Below are 18,014 nucleotides of genomic sequence, written 5' to 3' on the forward strand. Positions count from 1 at the left end.
TTCTTAATCTTTAGGATGTGGTGAAAACGTTAGAAGTCAATTTTTTACTTTTTGATAAATATAATTTTGAAATATCTAATACCAAATTTATAAAATTTATTAATTATTCGTGAACAGTATATAACATATATTAGCTTACAAAATCCTTATTAGAATCTGCAAAAATATAATGGATATGGGTATTGTTATACACCTTGTCTATTAACATCAATTTATTCGGCTGAATTCCCTGAAGACACCATAATGACTGCACCAGGATTGGTTAAATCTGGTATCAATCCCATGGACATGACAATTTCACCTTTCCCTAAAGTTCCATCTCCCTTTAGGCGATTCAGGTGAGCCAAATGAGCATTTGCTATTTTAAAACCCGTTGTGCCCGGTTGGGTATGGGATCCCTCTGTATGGTTTAATAATCTGTCTCGAACCGGCTCTAAAGCAACAGGCAGAGGAGCACCTCCTCCTTGCATAGCAATAATATCCGTTAAGGGAATCAAGTGAAAATAGTGATATCCCTCTTGTACATCTTTGAGATGCCCCAAAATCAACGGTAGGGTGCCAACTGGTTGTCCAGCAAAACCTTCTTGAATGGCGATAGCTATAGCTCGCTTACGTTCTTGATGATCATCTCCTTTCGCCACTGCATCAATTTGCGGTAATGTAGGTTGCGGGGTAGGCTGACTAGCATGACGAGCAGGCTGTTGCCAATCTTGCAAATATACCATGGCATCAATGCGAGCAAGAGAGGGCGTCGCATCCAAAACATTTCCCCCTCCAAAGCCCCATCCCCCTGCAGGTGCAGGCGCTTGAAGCCCCATCGTGGCCCGCACTTCCTGTTCGGAAGGATTTGCCTTATTGATAAGGGAACCTTGCAAATGAACAATGGCGTTCAATTGCGCAAGACTCGGAATAAGATAAGCCGGATGAGCTGCCCCCAGCCTCCTTTGAAGGTATGCCATCCCATTGATTTGGGCTAAGGTTGGCTTTTTAATTCCTAAGCCCCGATTTGAGGTACGTCGAAGTTGGACCGTTGCCTGGATTTGATCCCAATCTGGATTTTTAAGAGGGGGCGTGCCTAAAAACTTACCCGGATCCGTTTGCAGATATTTCGTGGCTTCCAAATCCCGAGCTGTATAGCCACCTTGTTGATGACCCAGCAAACATTTTGCAGCGTTTATCGTCTTGATATCTGGTCGAGGAGTCGCCGGGACATCTCCGTGCCCATTTTGAAGATCAACAGTAGCGGATAAGTCATCTGCCTTAAAATCTGGGAGGGGAAGTGACTTCAAAAATTTAGCAGCAACAACTTGGGCTTGAGTCGGGGACGGCAAATTTAATCCCGCCTTATCTTGTAATTGAGCCACGACAGCAACATCCTCAGCGTCAGGTTTGGCTATTTCAAGACCACCCTCGATTGCTTGGGTGCGCAAATAGACTGTCGCTTTAATGTCTTCTTTTTTAGGTAAAGGAAGAATCGCCGCTCCCCAACCCGGAGACATTAAATATAAAGCGGCATCGATCTCTGCTGCAGCGGGTGCCTCTATAGATAAGGTATTTTGAAGGTAGATTACAGGGTCTAGCCGCTCAAGTGTTTTGGGGCTTTCATTCAAACCATCCGGATTCACGAGATGTGCCATTGCCACAACATCGAAACGCGTGGGATTGGTCTTTTTTAAATCAACAAGGCGCAAATATCCAAGCACATGTTTCATTTCTGGGTGGCTCATATTCAGTTTCGCCGGATTTCGAAGTGTTGCAACAGCATTCACAAATGAAGCATCTGGTTTTTGGAGACCCATATCGATAATATAGGCCATAGCATGTACTTGCTCAGCATTAGGATTTTGAATAATAGGTATACCGCCTGGGTTTTGAAGTGTGAAAGCGGCTCTTAAGTCTTGAAGGGTACAACCAGGCAGTCCCTCATCTCTTGCTAGCCGTATACCTTCTTTCAGCAATTCAGAATCTGGAGCCGTTATGCCCATTTCCTTTTGTCGAAGTCCTTCTGTAATGTCTTCTAGACCTGCCCTTAGTCCAAGTTTGATTTGCCGTAATCCCTCCTCAATTTGAAGACGATCCGGTTGAAGATCTGCTTTTAAGGCCGCTAAACGAAGACTTTCCCTGATTTCATCCGAATTCAAAGTTTGATCGACCCCTATCAACTTCGCCACCATTTTAATTTCCGCATCCGTTGGCGATGCGACGCCAGATTGCTGCAATAGTTTCGTTGCGCGCATTTGAGGTAGAGATGGCTCTAGAATAGCTGCAGATAAACGACCATCCGGATTTTGTTGGAGATACAGAGCATAAGGCAATAAATCACCCATTGTATCAAGCATTCTAGCCTTTGCAAAATGTCGGCTCGCCCTAATTTCTTCATCACTTGGTGTCGTTTTGCCTAAAGCCATCAGGGCTTTCTGCCCCAAATATCCATGAACAATATCCAGAGGCTGTGTCCCGGGTAACGCTGCGTTATGAGCATCTCTATACTCAAAGGCTGATAAAGAATAGCCAAGCGGTTGCACGACTGTTCGAAATACATCTAACACATGATTCTGGTCACATAATGCTTTCGCTTGTTGTGGGCTCGGGGAGGTTATGCCGAATGCTGTTAATTGTTGGACAGCCCTGTGTTGTGCCGCAATTTCTGGAATGGGCGTATGAATAGGATTGGAATCATGAACCGTTATAAACCCTGCCAAATCATTATGAGCTCCCTCCGGCATCCCTTGCAAAGCAAGTTTTGCTGCAATATCTTTTCGCTCATAAAGTTGGGCAGCAGCATGGGGGTCAACATGAATTCCGTGGTGCGCGAGAACACTTTGTTGTGATGCTTCACAAAGAGTTGAGAGCATGAACATAGCCGCTAAAGAGTATGCTTTTTTCATATCCATCGTTATGTCTCCTTGTCTTGTGTATTTCTGATCAACCGAGGTGGGATATGCCATCCCAGAAGCAATAAATCGCTTTTTTCGCCCTAAAACTTAAATACAAATCCACCTTTTAAGGTTAAGTAGCGCGGACTAATTGAGGTTGTATAGTTGCTGCCTTGTAATGCAGGAGCAACTCGTGAATTATAAACGTTTTTAACCCTGTTATAAATTTCGTAAGTGGCGTTGCCAATAAGCGATACATTCCCTGTCGTGGCATATTCAAACCCTAATGAAGGCGCAAAACTTATGTGTGTGGAAGAGGCTCTAACCGTAACGCCCCCTGCCCGATTATCAACAAATAAGTGAAATCTTGACACTCCCATACCAATACTTAATGTTGCTAAAAATCTATTACTCAGAAATGTTCCTAATGTTACGTTAGGAATAATGTTGTAGGTGCGTTTTAGGCGATTTACGAATGTTGAAGAGATTTGCACAAACTGTTTACGAATATCACTTAAGCCCACATAATTAGCCGAAACATCAATGCCCAATGTGTATCCAGGCATAAAAACTTCCCGATATCCCCCAACGACGCCAAATAGGGCAGATGAGTTACTGCCCGTCCCGGACACAAATGCGGTAGTATCTACAGGAAACGGTGTATAAAAATTTGAATTAAAAGTGCCTGTACTGTGAACGTATCCAACTTGCGCACCGGCAGTGAAACCTGTTTTTATCAGGCAATTATCTGCTAGCGTTGAAGCGGCTCCAAAACAGAATAATGCTAACCCAAGAGAAATTTTCTTCATCAGCGCGGTCTTTCTCGTTAAAGTTGAAATGCACAATTTTCCATAAAAAGACTTTTATATTAGATCCTAAAAATAGCGTATCTAATTTAAGAAAAGCGCACAAGTAATTAAAATTTTATTAATAATTATAATGAAATTTAAAAAAGAAAATATACTGGAGGAACAATCTTTGCTTATCTGACAAATTTATCGGAATTATATGCTGCCTAATCACAGGTATTGGAAGACGAAAGATTTACTACATTTGTCGCCTCAAATGTTTCCCAACCTCCCCCAAGCCCCTTATAAAGAGACACTAAATTTAAGGAAACTGTTGTTTGACTTTGAAGAGCCATAAGCTGGGCATTTAAGACTGACAATTTAGCCTGGATGACATCTAAGTAACTGTTTAATCCACTTTTATAGCGATGTAGAGTGAGTTTATAAACGCGATCTAGGCTCGTCACTTGCTCTTTGAGTTGGTCATGTCGTTTCGATTCAGTCGCATAAGAAACTAAGCCATTTTCAACCTCTTCAAGGGCTGTGAGTATGCTTTTCTGATATGCAAACAAAGCTTCATCTTTTTGAGCATATTTTGCATCAATTTGGGCTTGAATTTTTCCAAAATCAAATATGGGAATGGTAAAACTCAATCCATACTGCCAAAAGTTACTACCTGAATTAAATAAATGTCGAGGTTGATTTCTTTGGAAACCATAATTTCCTGTTAATTGAAATTGGGGAAACAATGCAGCTTTTGCTGTGCCGATTTGCGCTGTCGCAGAGGCTAACAATTTTTCGCTTGCCCGAATATCTGGCCGTCGAGTTATCAGCTCAAAAGGAAGACCTGCTATTACTTTTTCTGACGAAGAAGGAATAACTCCCCCAGTTAAAAGTTGAGGATAGAGGGCTGTGGGGTCTTTTCCTAACAAAATACTCAAATGATGAAGGGTAATTTTAATGCTTGCTTCAAGAGGCTGCAATAAAGCCGAGGCTTGATCAAGTGCGCTTCGCGCCGTTAGGGTTGTGATCTGACTATTGAGACCCGTCTTCTCAAGACTTGCCTGTAACTTTAGATTTTCTGTCCACAAAGTCACAATTTCTTTTAACACGTCTCGCTGCTGTTGAGCACTACGCAAATTAATATAGTTCTGAGCAACGTCTGCAAGGAGGGTTAATAGGATTGCTCGAGCATTCTCTTCAACAGACTCTAAAATGGCTAATGCACTCTCCTCAGCTCTTTTTGCTCCTCCAAAAAAATCAAGTTCCCACGTAGCATCAAATCCCGCCATATATTGGCTTGAATTTGTTGATTGAGAATTATTTGATGTATTCACCCCTGAAGAGGAGGTCAAGGTAGTCGAATTTCTTTGCACTTTAGAACCTGAGTAAGATTGACCCGCAGAACCTATACCCCTCAAGGTCGGGAATAGGTTTGCAACCACGCCTAAGTAACTCGCCCGGGCTTCACGAATACGAGCAAGGGCGGTCTGGTAATCCATATTACTCTTTACGGCATCTTCAATTAACTTTTCAAGCTGTTCATCATGAAAGTTTTGCCACCATATAACTTCCCAGGGCTTTTGCCTTTCAGTTGCAGAAGATAGGGAATTTTTCCATGTTGAAGGAATTACGGTAATGGGGCGTTCATAATCAGGTCCAACGCAACTTGCAACAAGAAAAACAAGGGATAGGCTGACGTACTTACTCATAAAACAGCTTCCTGCAATTTCAAAACATTCTCATAAGAAAGAGATTCAGGGACTTCAATGAAAACATCAACTTGCTGACCGATATAAACGGCGATCGGTGGGTTAGATTTAAATCGATAAATGGGTTGAAGAACGCGAATATCAACTCGTTCGCTCGAATCCCCTGTTAAAGATCTCTTCGGGAGGACATACGGCTCAACATGGTCATACTCTAACTCAATTCGAACAGCACTGTTGCCACGTAAATAAGCAATGGCAGATGCCCCGGGGGAAAAACGCCAAGCATCATTTTCATCAATATTGATACGAACATGGGTTTGCTTAACATTCCCCACCAACATAAGGGGCGTCGTTAAGGGACCCACTTGCGCATACTCTCCGGGATGAATATTAATTTGCAAAATTTCACAGTCTATAGGTGCTTTTATCGTCAAAATATCTAAATTGGTTTGACTTCGTTTGAGAGAGGCTTCAGCAATGCTTAAATCCGCTTGAGCAGCGAGAGATGCATTCTGCGCTATCAAATAAGCATTTTGGCGTGCTAAATAGTCATCCTGACTCATCGCACGACGATCTTTCAGATTTTGAGCCAGATCATACTTATCTTTCGCATCTTTCAAGGAGGCTTCAATTTGCTTCAACGTTGCCTTGGCTTTGTTCACGGTCGCTTTTTGCGTCACAATATCATCTTGGGCCTGCCGGTTATCCAGCGAAAATAGGGGTGTACCTGCTTTCACTTGCGCACCAACATCAACAAAAATTTTATCAACCACACCACCAACTAACGTACTCAATTCAATATTCTCACTCTCTGTTTCTACAAGGCCAGAACCCGCAATAAAACTTTTAAAATATGAAGCCGCTGGTGCCGTTAAGGGCACTGCTGTTCGAGGAGGACGTCGGCCATCATATATGAGAACCAGGCCACCTAATACTCCCATAACAGCAATGGTTCCTAAAATGACATCAAAACTATATTTACTTTTACGTAAAACCTGAAATTTCCCATATAAAAGATTAAAGATGTGTTTAATCAGTGCCTTAAGATTCATGTGTCATCGCCTCTGTCGCTTTAATAATTTTCAAAATTTGCCCATCTTCCATTTGAGCAATTCGGTCTGCAAAACCAAAAATGCGTACATCGTGTGTAACGACAACAAGTGTACGACCCTTGGCCGTGGCCAAAGACTTCATCAATTCCATGACTTTACGACCCGTTTCAGCATCTAAGGCACTGGTGGGTTCATCACAAACAACAAGTTTCGGGTCATGGATAATGGCCCGTGCAATAGCCACACGTTGCTGTTGTCCCCCTGACAACTGGCCTGGTAAGGATTCTTGCCGTCCTTCCAGGCCCATCTTTCCCAATAGGAGTGTTGCCCGCTGGATGGCTTCTTTCAAAAGAACTCCATTTATAATAAGGGGAATAGAAACATTTTCAGCCGCAGTTAATGTTGGCATGAGATTGAATTGCTGAAACACAAAACCAACATTTTGGGCACGAAAAAGAAGCCGGTGCTGCTCAATCAAGTTATTAACATCTTCCCCATAAACTCGACAGTCTCCCTCAGTCTGCTCTAAAATACCCGCAATAATAGATATAAGAGTCGTTTTTCCACATCCTGATGGACCCGCTAAAATCAAAAGCTCCCCTTCAATAACGTCTAGGTTTACCCCCCGTAATGCTTGAACTTGGTTATTACCTACCCCATAGGTTTTCCGAATATTTTGACATTGAACAGCGTATTTTGTTTGACCCATGATAAAGCTACCCTTAACTTTTAAACACGACAGCAGCCTCAAGTTTAAAAACCTTGCGAATACTAATTAACGCTGCAAATGTGCAAATTATCATTACGCCAATAATACTTAGCAAAAAGAGCTGCCAAGTGAAGCGAAAAGCCAAAACAGAATTGTTTGTTAACCAAGCAAAAAAACTAGTTGCCCCTAACCCAATACCGTATCCTACAAAACCAACTAATCCAGCCTGACTTAATATCATTGTTACAAGGGTTCTTTGACTGGTACCCATGGCCTTTAGAACACCAAAATACCGCAAGTTTTCCATTGTAAAATTGAAAAAAGTTTGACCCGCAACCGCAGCGCCAATCAAGAAGCCCATGAGAACAGAAGTGCCAAAATTAATAGGCAGTGCCGTATTTTTTAAATAATAATTAACAGAAATATCAATGAATTCATCACGGGTATAGGCCGCTAATTTTGTTCTCTCTCGAATACGTTTAGCTACAACTTTGATATTTTCACCAGGCTTTACTTTCACCAGAACAAAAGACAAAACGTTTCTTTGGGCAGGAGCATATTGCGTTGCCCGGGAATAGGTTGTGTATATTACCGGCTGTGACTGAAATGTTCGCGTTGTAATGGCAATACCAACATTAACAACATAGTGATCATTTAATTCCAGAGTATCCCCCACCTTCAGAGGTTCTCTCGGGCCACCAGGATACAAGGGCGGGGCTGCTAATTTGGTTCGAGCACCTTCTAAATTAACTATAACACTATCATTCCTGCGTAAATCTTCAACATTCCCTTGAAACATTTCAGCAGGCCCCCCAATTAGGGTCGCATCATCAATTCCTATTAAATTACAAGCTTGAAAGGCCCCATTGGAAAGACGCGCTTGAATTGTTCCCTTGAAAAGCGGCTTTGCCCACTCAATACCCTCCACTCCCGCAACTCGATAAAGATACGTGCTCGGCATAGGTTTATTATCATCAATGAATTGAACTTTAGGGTCCATCACCCAAATATCCGGCAAACTAATATCCGTAATAAAACTATAAGTTCTCGTTAATGCCCCCACAAAAATACTGGGTTGCTGCGTCATGATGAGAGCAGCAAACGAAATGCCGATAATGATACCCAAATATTTTCCTCGATCCCCCACAAGCATCCTAAAGGCAACATAATACATAGTAAATCTTCATTACTTAAGCAGACATAGTGTATCTTACTTACAATTTATCTAAAATTAAAAGGGAATTAATGTTTGGATATTTATGGACATGCATTACGAAACTGTTAGCAATAGAATAATAGCGAGTTATGTTAGGGTGAAAGTGGACCTCTCATGGGGCCCCCTTTAATTCCTATTTACATCTCTTGAATGACAGGTATGACCGATTAGACAGACTTACCTATTAAACGATTTAAAGCAACTTCAAGTTGTAATTCTTCTCTTTCTCCTGTAAAGCGATTTTTTAGCTCTACAATTCCCGCCTCAACCGTTTTTGTCCCTATAATGAGCTGCCAAGGCAAACCAATTAAGTCCATATCCGCAAATTTTGTCCCGGCACGCTCGTCACGATCATCATATAAAACTTCAACATTTTGCTCGCCCAACTTGTGATATAAAGATTCAGCAAGTGTTTCGGCTCGCTTATCACCCACTTTAAGATTTAACAAACCGACGCGAAAAGGAGCCACAGATTCTGGCCATTTAATTCCTTGTTCATCATGATTTGCCTCAATAATGGCAGCAACAAGGCGAGAGACTCCTATTCCGTAGGATCCCATCTCCAAAGTAATCATTTTTCCATCTGACCCAACAACTTTCGCACCCAAAGGTTCAGAGTATTTCGTGCCAAAATAAAAAATATGACCAATCTCAATACCCCGTGCGCATTTTATCTTATCTGCAGGTAAGGGACATGTTGCGGAATCGTGTTTCTCATCCGCGGCCGCGTACAGACCTTCCACATTTTGTAACGTCATTTGCTCGAGAGTTAAATTATCAAAAGCAACATCATAATAAATTGCACTTTCTCCGGTGGGAGCCACAATTTGGAATTCATGACTCATATCTCCCCCTATTGCCCCGCTATCAGCTTTAACAGGGATAGCTGTTAGGTTCATTCGAGCAAATGTCCGTAAGTACGACTCAAATATGCGCTCATAAGTCTTCTTTGCACTCTCAAAATCAATATCGAAAGAGTAACCATCTTTCATCAAAAATTCGCGCCCCCGCATAACCCCAAAGCGCGGTCGAACTTCATCTCTAAATTTCCATTGAATCTGATATAAAACTTGTGGAACCTGACGATAGCTTTTGAGGTATTGGTGAATAATATCAGTGATAACTTCTTCATTTGTTGGGCCATAAAGCATTTCTCGTTCATGGCGATCTGTAAATCTGAGCATCTCCTTACCATAATCATCATAGCGCCCGCTAATCCGCCAAAGTTCTGCAGGTTGTATGGTGGGCATCAGAACTTTATGACATCCAATACGGTCTTGTTCTTCACATATTATTTTCTCAATCTTTTCCATAACCCGTAACCCCATAGGGAGCCATGTATAGATTCCCGAAGTCGTCTGATTAATCATGCCAGCCCTCAACATCAGGCGATGAGAAGCAATCTGTGCTTCTGCAGGCACTTCTTTTAGGGTGGGGAGAAAATATTTTGATAAACGCATAGCTGGGGTTCCTTGAAATAATACGGGACTATAATACCTTTAGCTTACCTTCAACCAATCGAACTGAGCGATCCATTTTAGCAGCCAAATCTAAATTGTGTGTTGCAATTAACGCTGATAAACCAGTATCTCTAACCAGCTTAATCATTTCCTTAAAAACAATTTCAGCTGTAGTCATGTCGAGGTTTCCGGTAGGCTCATCCGCAAGCAATATTTTAGGACGATTTGCAATGGCTCGCGCAATAGCAACTCGTTGTTGTTCACCTCCTGAAAGCTTTTTGGGCCGATGATTGAGTCGATGGCTCAATCCCAATTTTTCCAACAATTCTTCTGCCCGTTCTTTACACGCACGACGAGTATATCCAGCAATAAGACCTGGCAGCATGACATTTTCCATCGCGGAAAATTCCTGAAGCAAATAATGGAATTGATAAACAAATCCCGCAAATTCACGGCGCAAGTCGGTACGAGCTTTGTCAGATAAATTATTACAATTTTCACCATTCATGATAACGTTACCACTGCTGGGCAATTCCAATAAACCAGCGATCTGCAGAAGAGTTGTTTTTCCAGCCCCACTTGGGCCCACAAGTGCAACAATTTCACCCGGTGCAATCGAAAGATCAATACCTCTTAAAACATTGATTGTTTCTTCGCCTTGTTCAAAATTGCGGGTGACATTTTGTAATTCTAAGGTTGCTGTCATTGTCGTAATGCCTCCACAGGGTCAAGGCGTGCTGCACGCCAAGCGGGGTATAATGTTGCTAAAAATGACAATCCCAAAGCCATACAAATTGTTGCTGTTACATCGCCCGAATCGACTTTACAAGGCATTTGGGTAAGAAAGTAGATTTCAGCATTAAAAAGTTCCATATCCAACAAACGCTCAAGCCATTTACGAATGGTTTCAATATTGAGGGCGAAAGCGAGTCCCCCTGCAACGCCTGTAAGGGTCCCCATAATACCTATTGTGGCTCCTGTTAAAAAGAAAATTCTTAAAATAGTCCACCGTGTTGCCCCCATGGTCCGCATAATGGCAATGTCGCGCATTTTGTCCTTAACCAACATTATTAGACCCGAAACAATGTTAAAGGCAGCGATCAAAATAATGAGCGTCAAAATAATAAACATCACGTTTCGTTCTACTTTTACCACCTGCCAGAGGGTACTGCTCATATGTTGCCAATCAGAAACAACAATTTTATTTCCTAAAATATGCTGAATCAAAAAGCCATATTCAGCAACTTTGTCCGGGATATCGACAAAAATTTCTAAATAAGAAACACCTTTAGGTTCTCCCGCTCCCTCTGCTTGCCCAAGTTTGAAAAAACTTTGGGCTGTTTCCAAAGGCATGAAAATTACAGATTTATCATACTCAAGCAACCCAACTTCAAACACGCCTATCAATGTAACACTTTTTTGACGAGGCATAGTCCCAAAAGCGGTCATATTTCCTTGGGGACTCACAAGATTAAAGCGATCTCCAATTTTTAAACCCAAACCTTCGGCCATGCGGCGCCCCATAACAACGGTATCGCTTGGATGTTTGGAATCATCTATTTTTCCAAAAGATTCAAGATTTCCAGCTCTAATATTTTGAGCAATAATATCCCGTTTTTTTAGATCTTCCGCTCTCACCCCATGCACAACAGCTCCCTGAGCTTGTGAGCGAAACATAACGACGGCTTGCTGAGCTACCACTGGCAATACGGACTTGACTCCAGAAATTGTGCGGGCTTTCGCAGCTAAATCATCAAAATTCATTAATGCCCCCCCAGGCGCTTGAATCGTAATATGGCCATTCATTCCAATAATTCGAGTCAAAAGCTCGTGCCGGAAGCCATTCATAACCGACATAACAATAATCAAAGTCGCCACTCCTAAGGCAATACCTACAAAGGAGAAACCTGCGATTACCGAAATAAAGCCTTCTTGACGAGGAGAGCGTAAATATCTGTAAGCAACGATACGTTCAAATAAAGAAAACATGAGACCCCGTTCATTCTTGATGACTTTTAATCGTCACTAAAATCATGATTAAATACCTAACACAGTTTCGAGAGTTGGGATATCCCCTTCAACGATTTATAACTTGAAAAAGAACATCCTCCCAGCGTTTCATCACAGAAGTATGACTAAAGCGCTCAATGACGTGCTGAGCCTTCTCAGACAGCATTACACGTTGAGAAATATCGGTGATTAATTCTTGTAAGAGATCTGCCAATGCATTGACATCACCTACAGGAAAGAGCCGCCCCCCGACACCATCTTGAATAATATCTATGGTTCCAGAGCAGTTCGAAGCAATGACCGGCAATCCTATGGCGAGAGCTTCACATAGTGCATTGGGAAACCCCTCATAATATGATGGAAAAGCAAATAGATCTGCATCAATAAGCGCTGTTTGAATGTCTTGAATTACTCCGGGAAGAAAAACAGCGTTGGCCACATTAAGCTCTTTGATAAGTTGCTCCAAGCTTGCACGCATTTCCCCTTCCCCATAAATTGTGAGCTTTAAATTTGGATTTTGAGTCAAAACTTTTGAAAAAGCCCTAATCAGAATTTGAAATCCCTTATTGGGGCACAGACGACCTACGGAAACAATATGGTGAACAGGTTTAATAATATCATCATACTTTTTCTGCCTTACAGGTTTATTAATACTATTGGGAATGACCACTTTTTTTGACAGAGGCAATATTGAAAAATAATTCGAAGCCGTATCTGTTTGAAAAATCACCTTATCGGCGTAAGGGTACGTCAAACGCCGTAGTATTTTATAAAAAAAGGCCAGCTTGTGGTAGGCGGGATGTGTTCGCTCAGAGACGAGGACAGGTATTTCTAGAAATCGGGAGGCCAATATTGTTGTAATATTCATTACATCAACAAATGAAATTATGGCATCTGGTTTTAAACTTTTTAAAGTTTTTCTAAGGATAAAAATACGCCTTGCGATCCTTTTTAAACGCTCTAGGAAAGACGTATGGTGCGATGATGCTTGATTGAGGGGGAACAATTGTACTCGGGAATTTAGGGGATATATTGATTTTTCATCTTCTGCAGAAAGGGTAATGAAGGAGATTTGGTATCCTTTTAGACTCCACGCATTTGCTAATTCTGAAAGCACACGTTCTGCGCCTCCGGTCTGTAGGGAAGAAATGATAAGGGCCAAATGCATGTGATAAACCTCGATTTTATAGGTTACCTTAACCATAAAGATTTAAAAATAACAACACCTTCCCCAGAAATTAAAAATTAACATTATTCCCTCATATTTTAAAAAGAATGATTTTTTTTATGCAATAGATTCATATGAATTATGATATAAAATGAGGTAAATTAACCACAGAAATGCCCGAAGGAAAAGTATGATCATAGCCGTAGATGGACCAGCTGGCGCCGGAAAGGGCACAATTTCTGGATATTTAGCCATAAAATTTGACCTCATCTACCTGGATACAGGTCTTCTATATAGAGCTCTTGCCAAAGCTGTCTTGTATAAAAATGTTGATCCAACAAACGCAGAAGCTGTCGCGAATATTGCTCGCGAAATTACGATTGAAGACGTTCAAGACCCTGATTTAAGAGGGGAAGAGATAGCTGCCATCGCATCGAAAGTCGCCGTTATTGAAGAGGCACGCAAAATTCTCGACAAATTTCAAAGGGATTTTTGCCAGTCTGTGAAGGCACCTTATAAAGGAGCTATATTAGATGGACGTGATATTGGTACCGTGATTTGCCCAGAGGCCACGGGAAAATTGTTTATTACTGCACGCTCAGAGATTCGAAATCAGCGACGTATGCTTGAAACAGAAATCACATCAAAAGAAACCAAAGAGGATTTATCCGCTATTGCTAAAAAGATCGCAGAGAGAGATACGCGGGACTCAACACGGAAAATTGCGCCTTTGACACCTGCCCCTGATGCCTTTATAATTGATACGTCAGACTTGACAATTGAAGAAGCATGTACTAAAGCGGCAGAATACGTTGCTCTATGTTGCTTAAACTTAAGGGATGAGTAGTCCCACCATTATTAACCTCTAACCGTGTTTTTTAAGGATTAACCATTAACATGACAAAAACATCAAATACAGAAAAATCAACCAATACTATGGATTCTACAAAAGAAGATTTCGCGTCTCTTCTAGATGACTCCCTTGCCGGTAAAAAAAGTTTTGAAGGCAGTGTAGTAAAGGGCCTTATCGTTGGCATACACAATGATATTGCTATTATTGACGTTGGCTTAAAATCCGAAGGTCGAGTCCCTGTTAAGGAATTTACAGGACATGGCCGTACAGCTGAAATTCGTGTTGGTGATACTGTAGATGTATATGTTGAACGCATGGAAGATAAAAATGGCGAAGCCCTATTAAGCGTTGAAAAAGCCCGCCGTGAAGCTGTTTGGGGTGAACTTGATAAATCTTATCAAGAAGGTATTTTGGTTAACGGTGTAATTTTTGGTAAAGTTAAAGGCGGATTTGCTGTAGATTTGGACGGCGCTGTTGCCTTCTTGCCCGGTAGTCAGGTTGATATTCGCCCCATTCGCGATATCACACCTCTTATGAATATTGTTCAGCCTTTTAAACTTTTAAAGATGGACAAAGCCCGCAGTAACATCGTTGTTTCCCGTCGTTCAGTCCTTGAAGAAACACGCGCTGAAGCAAGAACTGAGTTGGTTTCTAACCTGTCTGAAGGTCAAATTTTGGCAGGTGTTGTCAAGAATATAACCGATTATGGTGCCTTTATCGACTTAGGTGGTGTAGATGGATTGCTTCACGTCACAGATATTTCCTGGCGTCGCATAAATCATCCAAGCGATATCTTGAAAGTGGGAGAGAGCATTCAAGTTCAAGTCATTCGCTTCAATCGTGAGAATCAACGCATATCCTTAGGCATGAAACAATTGGAAGAAGATCCATGGAAAGGCGTTGAAGAGCGTTACCAAATTGGCAGTCGTCGCCGAGGTGTTGTAACAAACGTAACGGATTATGGTGCTTTTGTTGAACTAGAACCAGCCGTAGAAGGCCTTATCTATGTAACAGAAATGAGCTGGACTAAGAAAAACATACATCCCGGCAAAATTCTTTCAACAAGTCAAGAAGTTGAAATTCAAGTCTTAGATGTGGATATGAATAAGCGTCGTATCAGTCTTGGACTCAAACAATGCCAAGACAATCCATGGCAAAAATTTAAAGACAATCATCCTATAGGAGATATTCTTGAAGGCGAAGTTAAAAATATAACTGAATTTGGATTGTTTGTAGGTGTTTCTGATGATCTTGATGGGATGGTACATTTGACCGACCTTTCATGGTCTAAAACTGGAGAAGAAGCCCTTTCAGAGTATAAAAAAGGCCAAATGATTAAAGTTAAGGTTCTGGACATCGATGCAGAAAAAGAACGAATCAGCCTTGGTGTTAAACAACTTGAAACTGATACTTTCTCTTCTAGCTCCTTAGGAATTAAAAAAGGTGACGTTGTAACCGGGACCATTTCCTCAATTCAAGACAAAGGAATTGAAGTCGAACTTGAGGGCGGCCTTACAGGTTCTATCCGCAAGGCTGACCTCTCTCGTGACCGTGACTGGCAACGTCCAGATCGATTTGCTGTTGGCGAGAAAGTTGACGCAAAAGTCGCTTCTATTGACAGAGTAAGTCGCAAGGTCATTCTCTCAATTAAGGCACGAGAAATTGACGAAGAAAAGCAAGTAATGTCTGAATTTGGTTCTTCCGACAGTGGGGCAAGTCTAGGAGATATTCTAGGAGCCGCAATGAACAAGGCAAAGGCTAAAGCTAAGGAAAGCTCAGCTGAAAAGCCTGCAAAGAAGGAAGCCGCACCAAAAGCAGCAAAAAAGGATGCAGGTGGGGAAGAAAATGAATCAGCTGCAGCTAAAAAGGAAAAGGCACCTTCTGCTAAGAAGCCTGCTGCCAAAAAGAAATAATAGGTAATGTTTTCCCTCTCCCGAGTAGGGGAGAGGGAATCCTGAATTATTTGGGTCTCTTTTTGTTTTTTAAATATTTTTTACTTGAGCACTTTAAGTTACAAAAATCATAAACTTCTGACTTTGTTTTATAATCTATTTCATTACACCCATATGCACAAAAAGCCCGAAAGCAATTTTTATTCTCTCGGTGATCTGCTTTCGTCTTAAGACATGATTTGGCAATTTTTAAATTTGACGCACAATTGAGACGGTTACACTTACCATCTTCATTGTCATTTTTTAAAATTTTTTCAATATTTTTTTCAGAATAAACTTTTTCTCTTTTCTTTCTTTTCTTAACTTTTTTCTTCTTTGTTTTTGTTTTCTTCCTAAATTTATAGGATATCGATGTCGCTTCAGCATTATCTAAGGAAAAGCCCGTGATAACTGACAACCCAGCACAATCTCCCCAAGCCATGGCGTATAAAATGATAAAATACCGTAATCCCCGATACACGATTCTTTTTAGCCTTCTCTAATCTTCTTTTACCTCAAAGAGTAAAACAAAATGGTTAAGATTATGCTGAAAGGACTCAATCTTTGTCTATAAGGTCATCTTAAGGATAGGATTAGATTTTTTATACGAACGTAATCTATGAGTTAAAAATTAAAAGATTTTCACAAATGCACTACGCAGCCCTTTTTATCATCGCGAGTAGGCTTTTTTTGCTCATGTTGCTTTGTTTCAGACGAATTCGAATCAGGAGTTTTCACGTCAGGAACTTCTTTTTTATCAGAGTTGCCCGCGTTTGATACCCTATCTGCAGGTTTATTATTGATAATTGTCCAACCGACAAAAACCAGAATTACAGCAAGAAGAATAGACAAAATTATTTTTTTCAATTTCTAATTCTTTCAACAATTAATTTTCAGGTAGAAAGTTTATATATAGAAGACAGGAAAAATTTTGTCAAAAAGTCTTTTTTAATCATTTTAATTCTATTATTAAAACGCATGAAAAATAAATTTATTCTCAACTTCAATAGCCGCTTAAATTCTGATGATTAACAGACAAGACAACATCTACAAGTAAATTTATCTCAACTTTGTACCCTTAACTTTTATAAGAGGAATTGCATCAGATGCAAAAAACAGGTACGAAAGGAGAAACAATCAAAAATACCCTCTATAGATTTTTATGAGACTTTGGGTATGATAACGTTAAGGTCAGAAGGAATAGGATTGCCATGGCAAGCTCTAGAAATAATCAAATCCTTGATGATGAAGAGGTTACCTTGAATAATATGAAACAGTCTAAAACAGATTTATTAAATTGTTATGAGCAAATGATTCTCATTCGTCGTTTTGAGGAGCGAGCGGGGCAACTCTACGGTATGGGTCTGATTGGAGGCTTTTGCCACCTTTACATTGGCCAAGAAGCTGTCATTGTTGGCTTGCAAGAATGCGTTAAACCTCAAGATACACTTATAACGGGATATCGTGATCATGGTCATATGCTGGCCTGTGGAATGGATCCTAAAGGTGTTATGGCTGAGTTAACAGGACGTCAAACGGGTTATTCCAAAGGAAAAGGCGGCTCCATGCATATGTTTAGCCGAGAAAAAAACTTTTTCGGAGGACATGGCATTGTGGGTTCACAAGTTTCCTTAGGAACGGGAATGGCTTTTGCACATAAATATAAGCAGGACAATGGTGTTTGTTTAACATTTATGGGGGACGGTGGTGTCAATCAAGGACAAGTTTATGAATCCTTCAATATGGCGTCCTTATGGAAACTCCCAGTCGTTTATATTGTTGAAGACAACGGATATGCCATGGGAACTTCTGTCATGCGTGGATCTGCAAATGGTGAGTTTCATAAAAGAGGTGAAGCTTATGATATTCCCGGACGTGTCGTTGATGGCATGGATTTATTTGCGGTTCAAGAAGCTGGCGCCTGGGCATTAGATTATGCTCGTCAAGGAAAGGGCCCGACTCTTCTTCACATTAAAACTTACCGCTATCGTGGCCATTCTATGTCTGACCCAGCAAATTATAGAACTAAAGAAGAGGTCGAAAAAGTCCGCCAGGATCACGACCCTATTGAAACGTTTCGCCAGTACCTCTTAAATAAAAAAATTGCAAATGAAGATGTCCTTAAAACCATTGAGAAACGAATCAAGGATATTGTAACTGAGGCAGCTGCTTTTGCTCAAAGTTCACCAGAGCCAGACGCGGGTGAATTATATACAGACGTACTCATCTGAAGGAAGAA

At 41.0% G+C, this 18,014-nt stretch carries 14 protein-coding genes; 3 read left to right on the plus strand and 11 right to left on the minus strand.

What is annotated here, in order from left to right:
* Nucleotides 1–212: 212 nt before the first annotated feature.
* The 10 genes from FJX03_06980 to FJX03_07025 form a co-directional block, all read right to left on the minus strand.
* Nucleotides 213–2,894, minus strand: a complete 2,682-nt coding sequence (locus FJX03_06980) for a hypothetical protein (GenBank protein MBM3633426.1) — start codon at nt 2,892–2,894, stop codon at nt 213–215.
* 83 nt (nt 2,895–2,977) lie between these two features.
* Nucleotides 2,978–3,685, minus strand: a complete 708-nt coding sequence (locus FJX03_06985; GenBank protein ID MBM3633427.1) for a hypothetical protein — start codon at nt 3,683–3,685, stop codon at nt 2,978–2,980.
* A 206-nt stretch (nt 3,686–3,891) separates the two neighbouring features.
* Complete coding sequence (locus FJX03_06990) at nt 3,892–5,376, minus strand: efflux transporter outer membrane subunit (GenBank protein ID MBM3633428.1); 1,485 nt, start codon at nt 5,374–5,376, stop codon at nt 3,892–3,894.
* Nucleotides 5,373–6,428, minus strand: a complete 1,056-nt coding sequence (locus FJX03_06995) for a biotin/lipoyl-binding protein (GenBank protein MBM3633429.1) — start codon at nt 6,426–6,428, stop codon at nt 5,373–5,375. The genes FJX03_06990 and FJX03_06995 overlap by 4 nt, the downstream gene beginning before the upstream one ends.
* Complete coding sequence (locus tag FJX03_07000; protein ID MBM3633430.1) at nt 6,418–7,137, minus strand: ABC transporter ATP-binding protein; 720 nt, start codon at nt 7,135–7,137, stop codon at nt 6,418–6,420. The genes FJX03_06995 and FJX03_07000 overlap by 11 nt, the downstream gene beginning before the upstream one ends.
* Nucleotides 7,138–7,150: 13 nt before the next feature.
* On the minus strand, nt 7,151–8,311 hold the full coding sequence (locus FJX03_07005) for an FtsX-like permease family protein (protein ID MBM3633431.1): 1,161 nt from the start codon (nt 8,309–8,311) through the stop codon (nt 7,151–7,153).
* A 209-nt stretch (nt 8,312–8,520) separates the two neighbouring features.
* Nucleotides 8,521–9,813, minus strand: a complete 1,293-nt coding sequence (locus tag FJX03_07010; GenBank protein MBM3633432.1) for a proline--tRNA ligase — start codon at nt 9,811–9,813, stop codon at nt 8,521–8,523.
* Between the two features lie 28 nt (nt 9,814–9,841).
* Nucleotides 9,842–10,519: an ABC transporter ATP-binding protein gene (locus FJX03_07015; protein MBM3633433.1), complete on the minus strand. Its 678-nt coding sequence runs from the start codon at nt 10,517–10,519 to the stop codon at nt 9,842–9,844.
* On the minus strand, nt 10,516–11,802 hold the full coding sequence (locus tag FJX03_07020) for a lipoprotein-releasing ABC transporter permease subunit (protein MBM3633434.1): 1,287 nt from the start codon (nt 11,800–11,802) through the stop codon (nt 10,516–10,518). The genes FJX03_07015 and FJX03_07020 overlap by 4 nt, the downstream gene beginning before the upstream one ends.
* Nucleotides 11,803–11,890: 88 nt before the next feature.
* Nucleotides 11,891–13,027: a glycosyltransferase family 4 protein gene (locus FJX03_07025; protein MBM3633435.1), complete on the minus strand. Its 1,137-nt coding sequence runs from the start codon at nt 13,025–13,027 to the stop codon at nt 11,891–11,893.
* Between the two features lie 154 nt (nt 13,028–13,181).
* On the opposite strand from FJX03_07025, the gene FJX03_07030 reads away from it, so the two are divergent.
* Nucleotides 13,182–13,838 carry a (d)CMP kinase gene (locus FJX03_07030; GenBank protein MBM3633436.1) on the plus strand — a complete coding sequence of 219 codons (657 nt, stop codon included), beginning with the start codon at nt 13,182–13,184 and terminating at the stop codon, nt 13,836–13,838.
* Between the two features lie 50 nt (nt 13,839–13,888).
* Nucleotides 13,889–15,757, plus strand: a complete 1,869-nt coding sequence (locus tag FJX03_07035) for a 30S ribosomal protein S1 (GenBank protein ID MBM3633437.1) — start codon at nt 13,889–13,891, stop codon at nt 15,755–15,757.
* Between the two features lie 660 nt (nt 15,758–16,417).
* Here the strand turns inward: FJX03_07035 and FJX03_07040 are convergent.
* The gene (locus FJX03_07040) at nt 16,418–16,642 is read right to left on the minus strand and encodes a hypothetical protein (GenBank protein ID MBM3633438.1); all 225 of its coding nucleotides are present in this window, start codon (nt 16,640–16,642) and stop codon (nt 16,418–16,420) included.
* Between the two features lie 344 nt (nt 16,643–16,986).
* Between FJX03_07040 and pdhA the strand changes: the two genes are divergently transcribed.
* The gene (gene pdhA / locus FJX03_07045) at nt 16,987–18,006 is read left to right on the plus strand and encodes a pyruvate dehydrogenase (acetyl-transferring) E1 component subunit alpha (GenBank protein ID MBM3633439.1); all 1,020 of its coding nucleotides are present in this window, start codon (nt 16,987–16,989) and stop codon (nt 18,004–18,006) included.
* Nucleotides 18,007–18,014: the final 8 nt, after the last annotated feature.

This window comes from Alphaproteobacteria bacterium (assembly GCA_016870095.1).
Taxonomy (GTDB): Bacteria; Pseudomonadota; Alphaproteobacteria; order Paracaedibacterales; family VGCI01; genus VGCI01.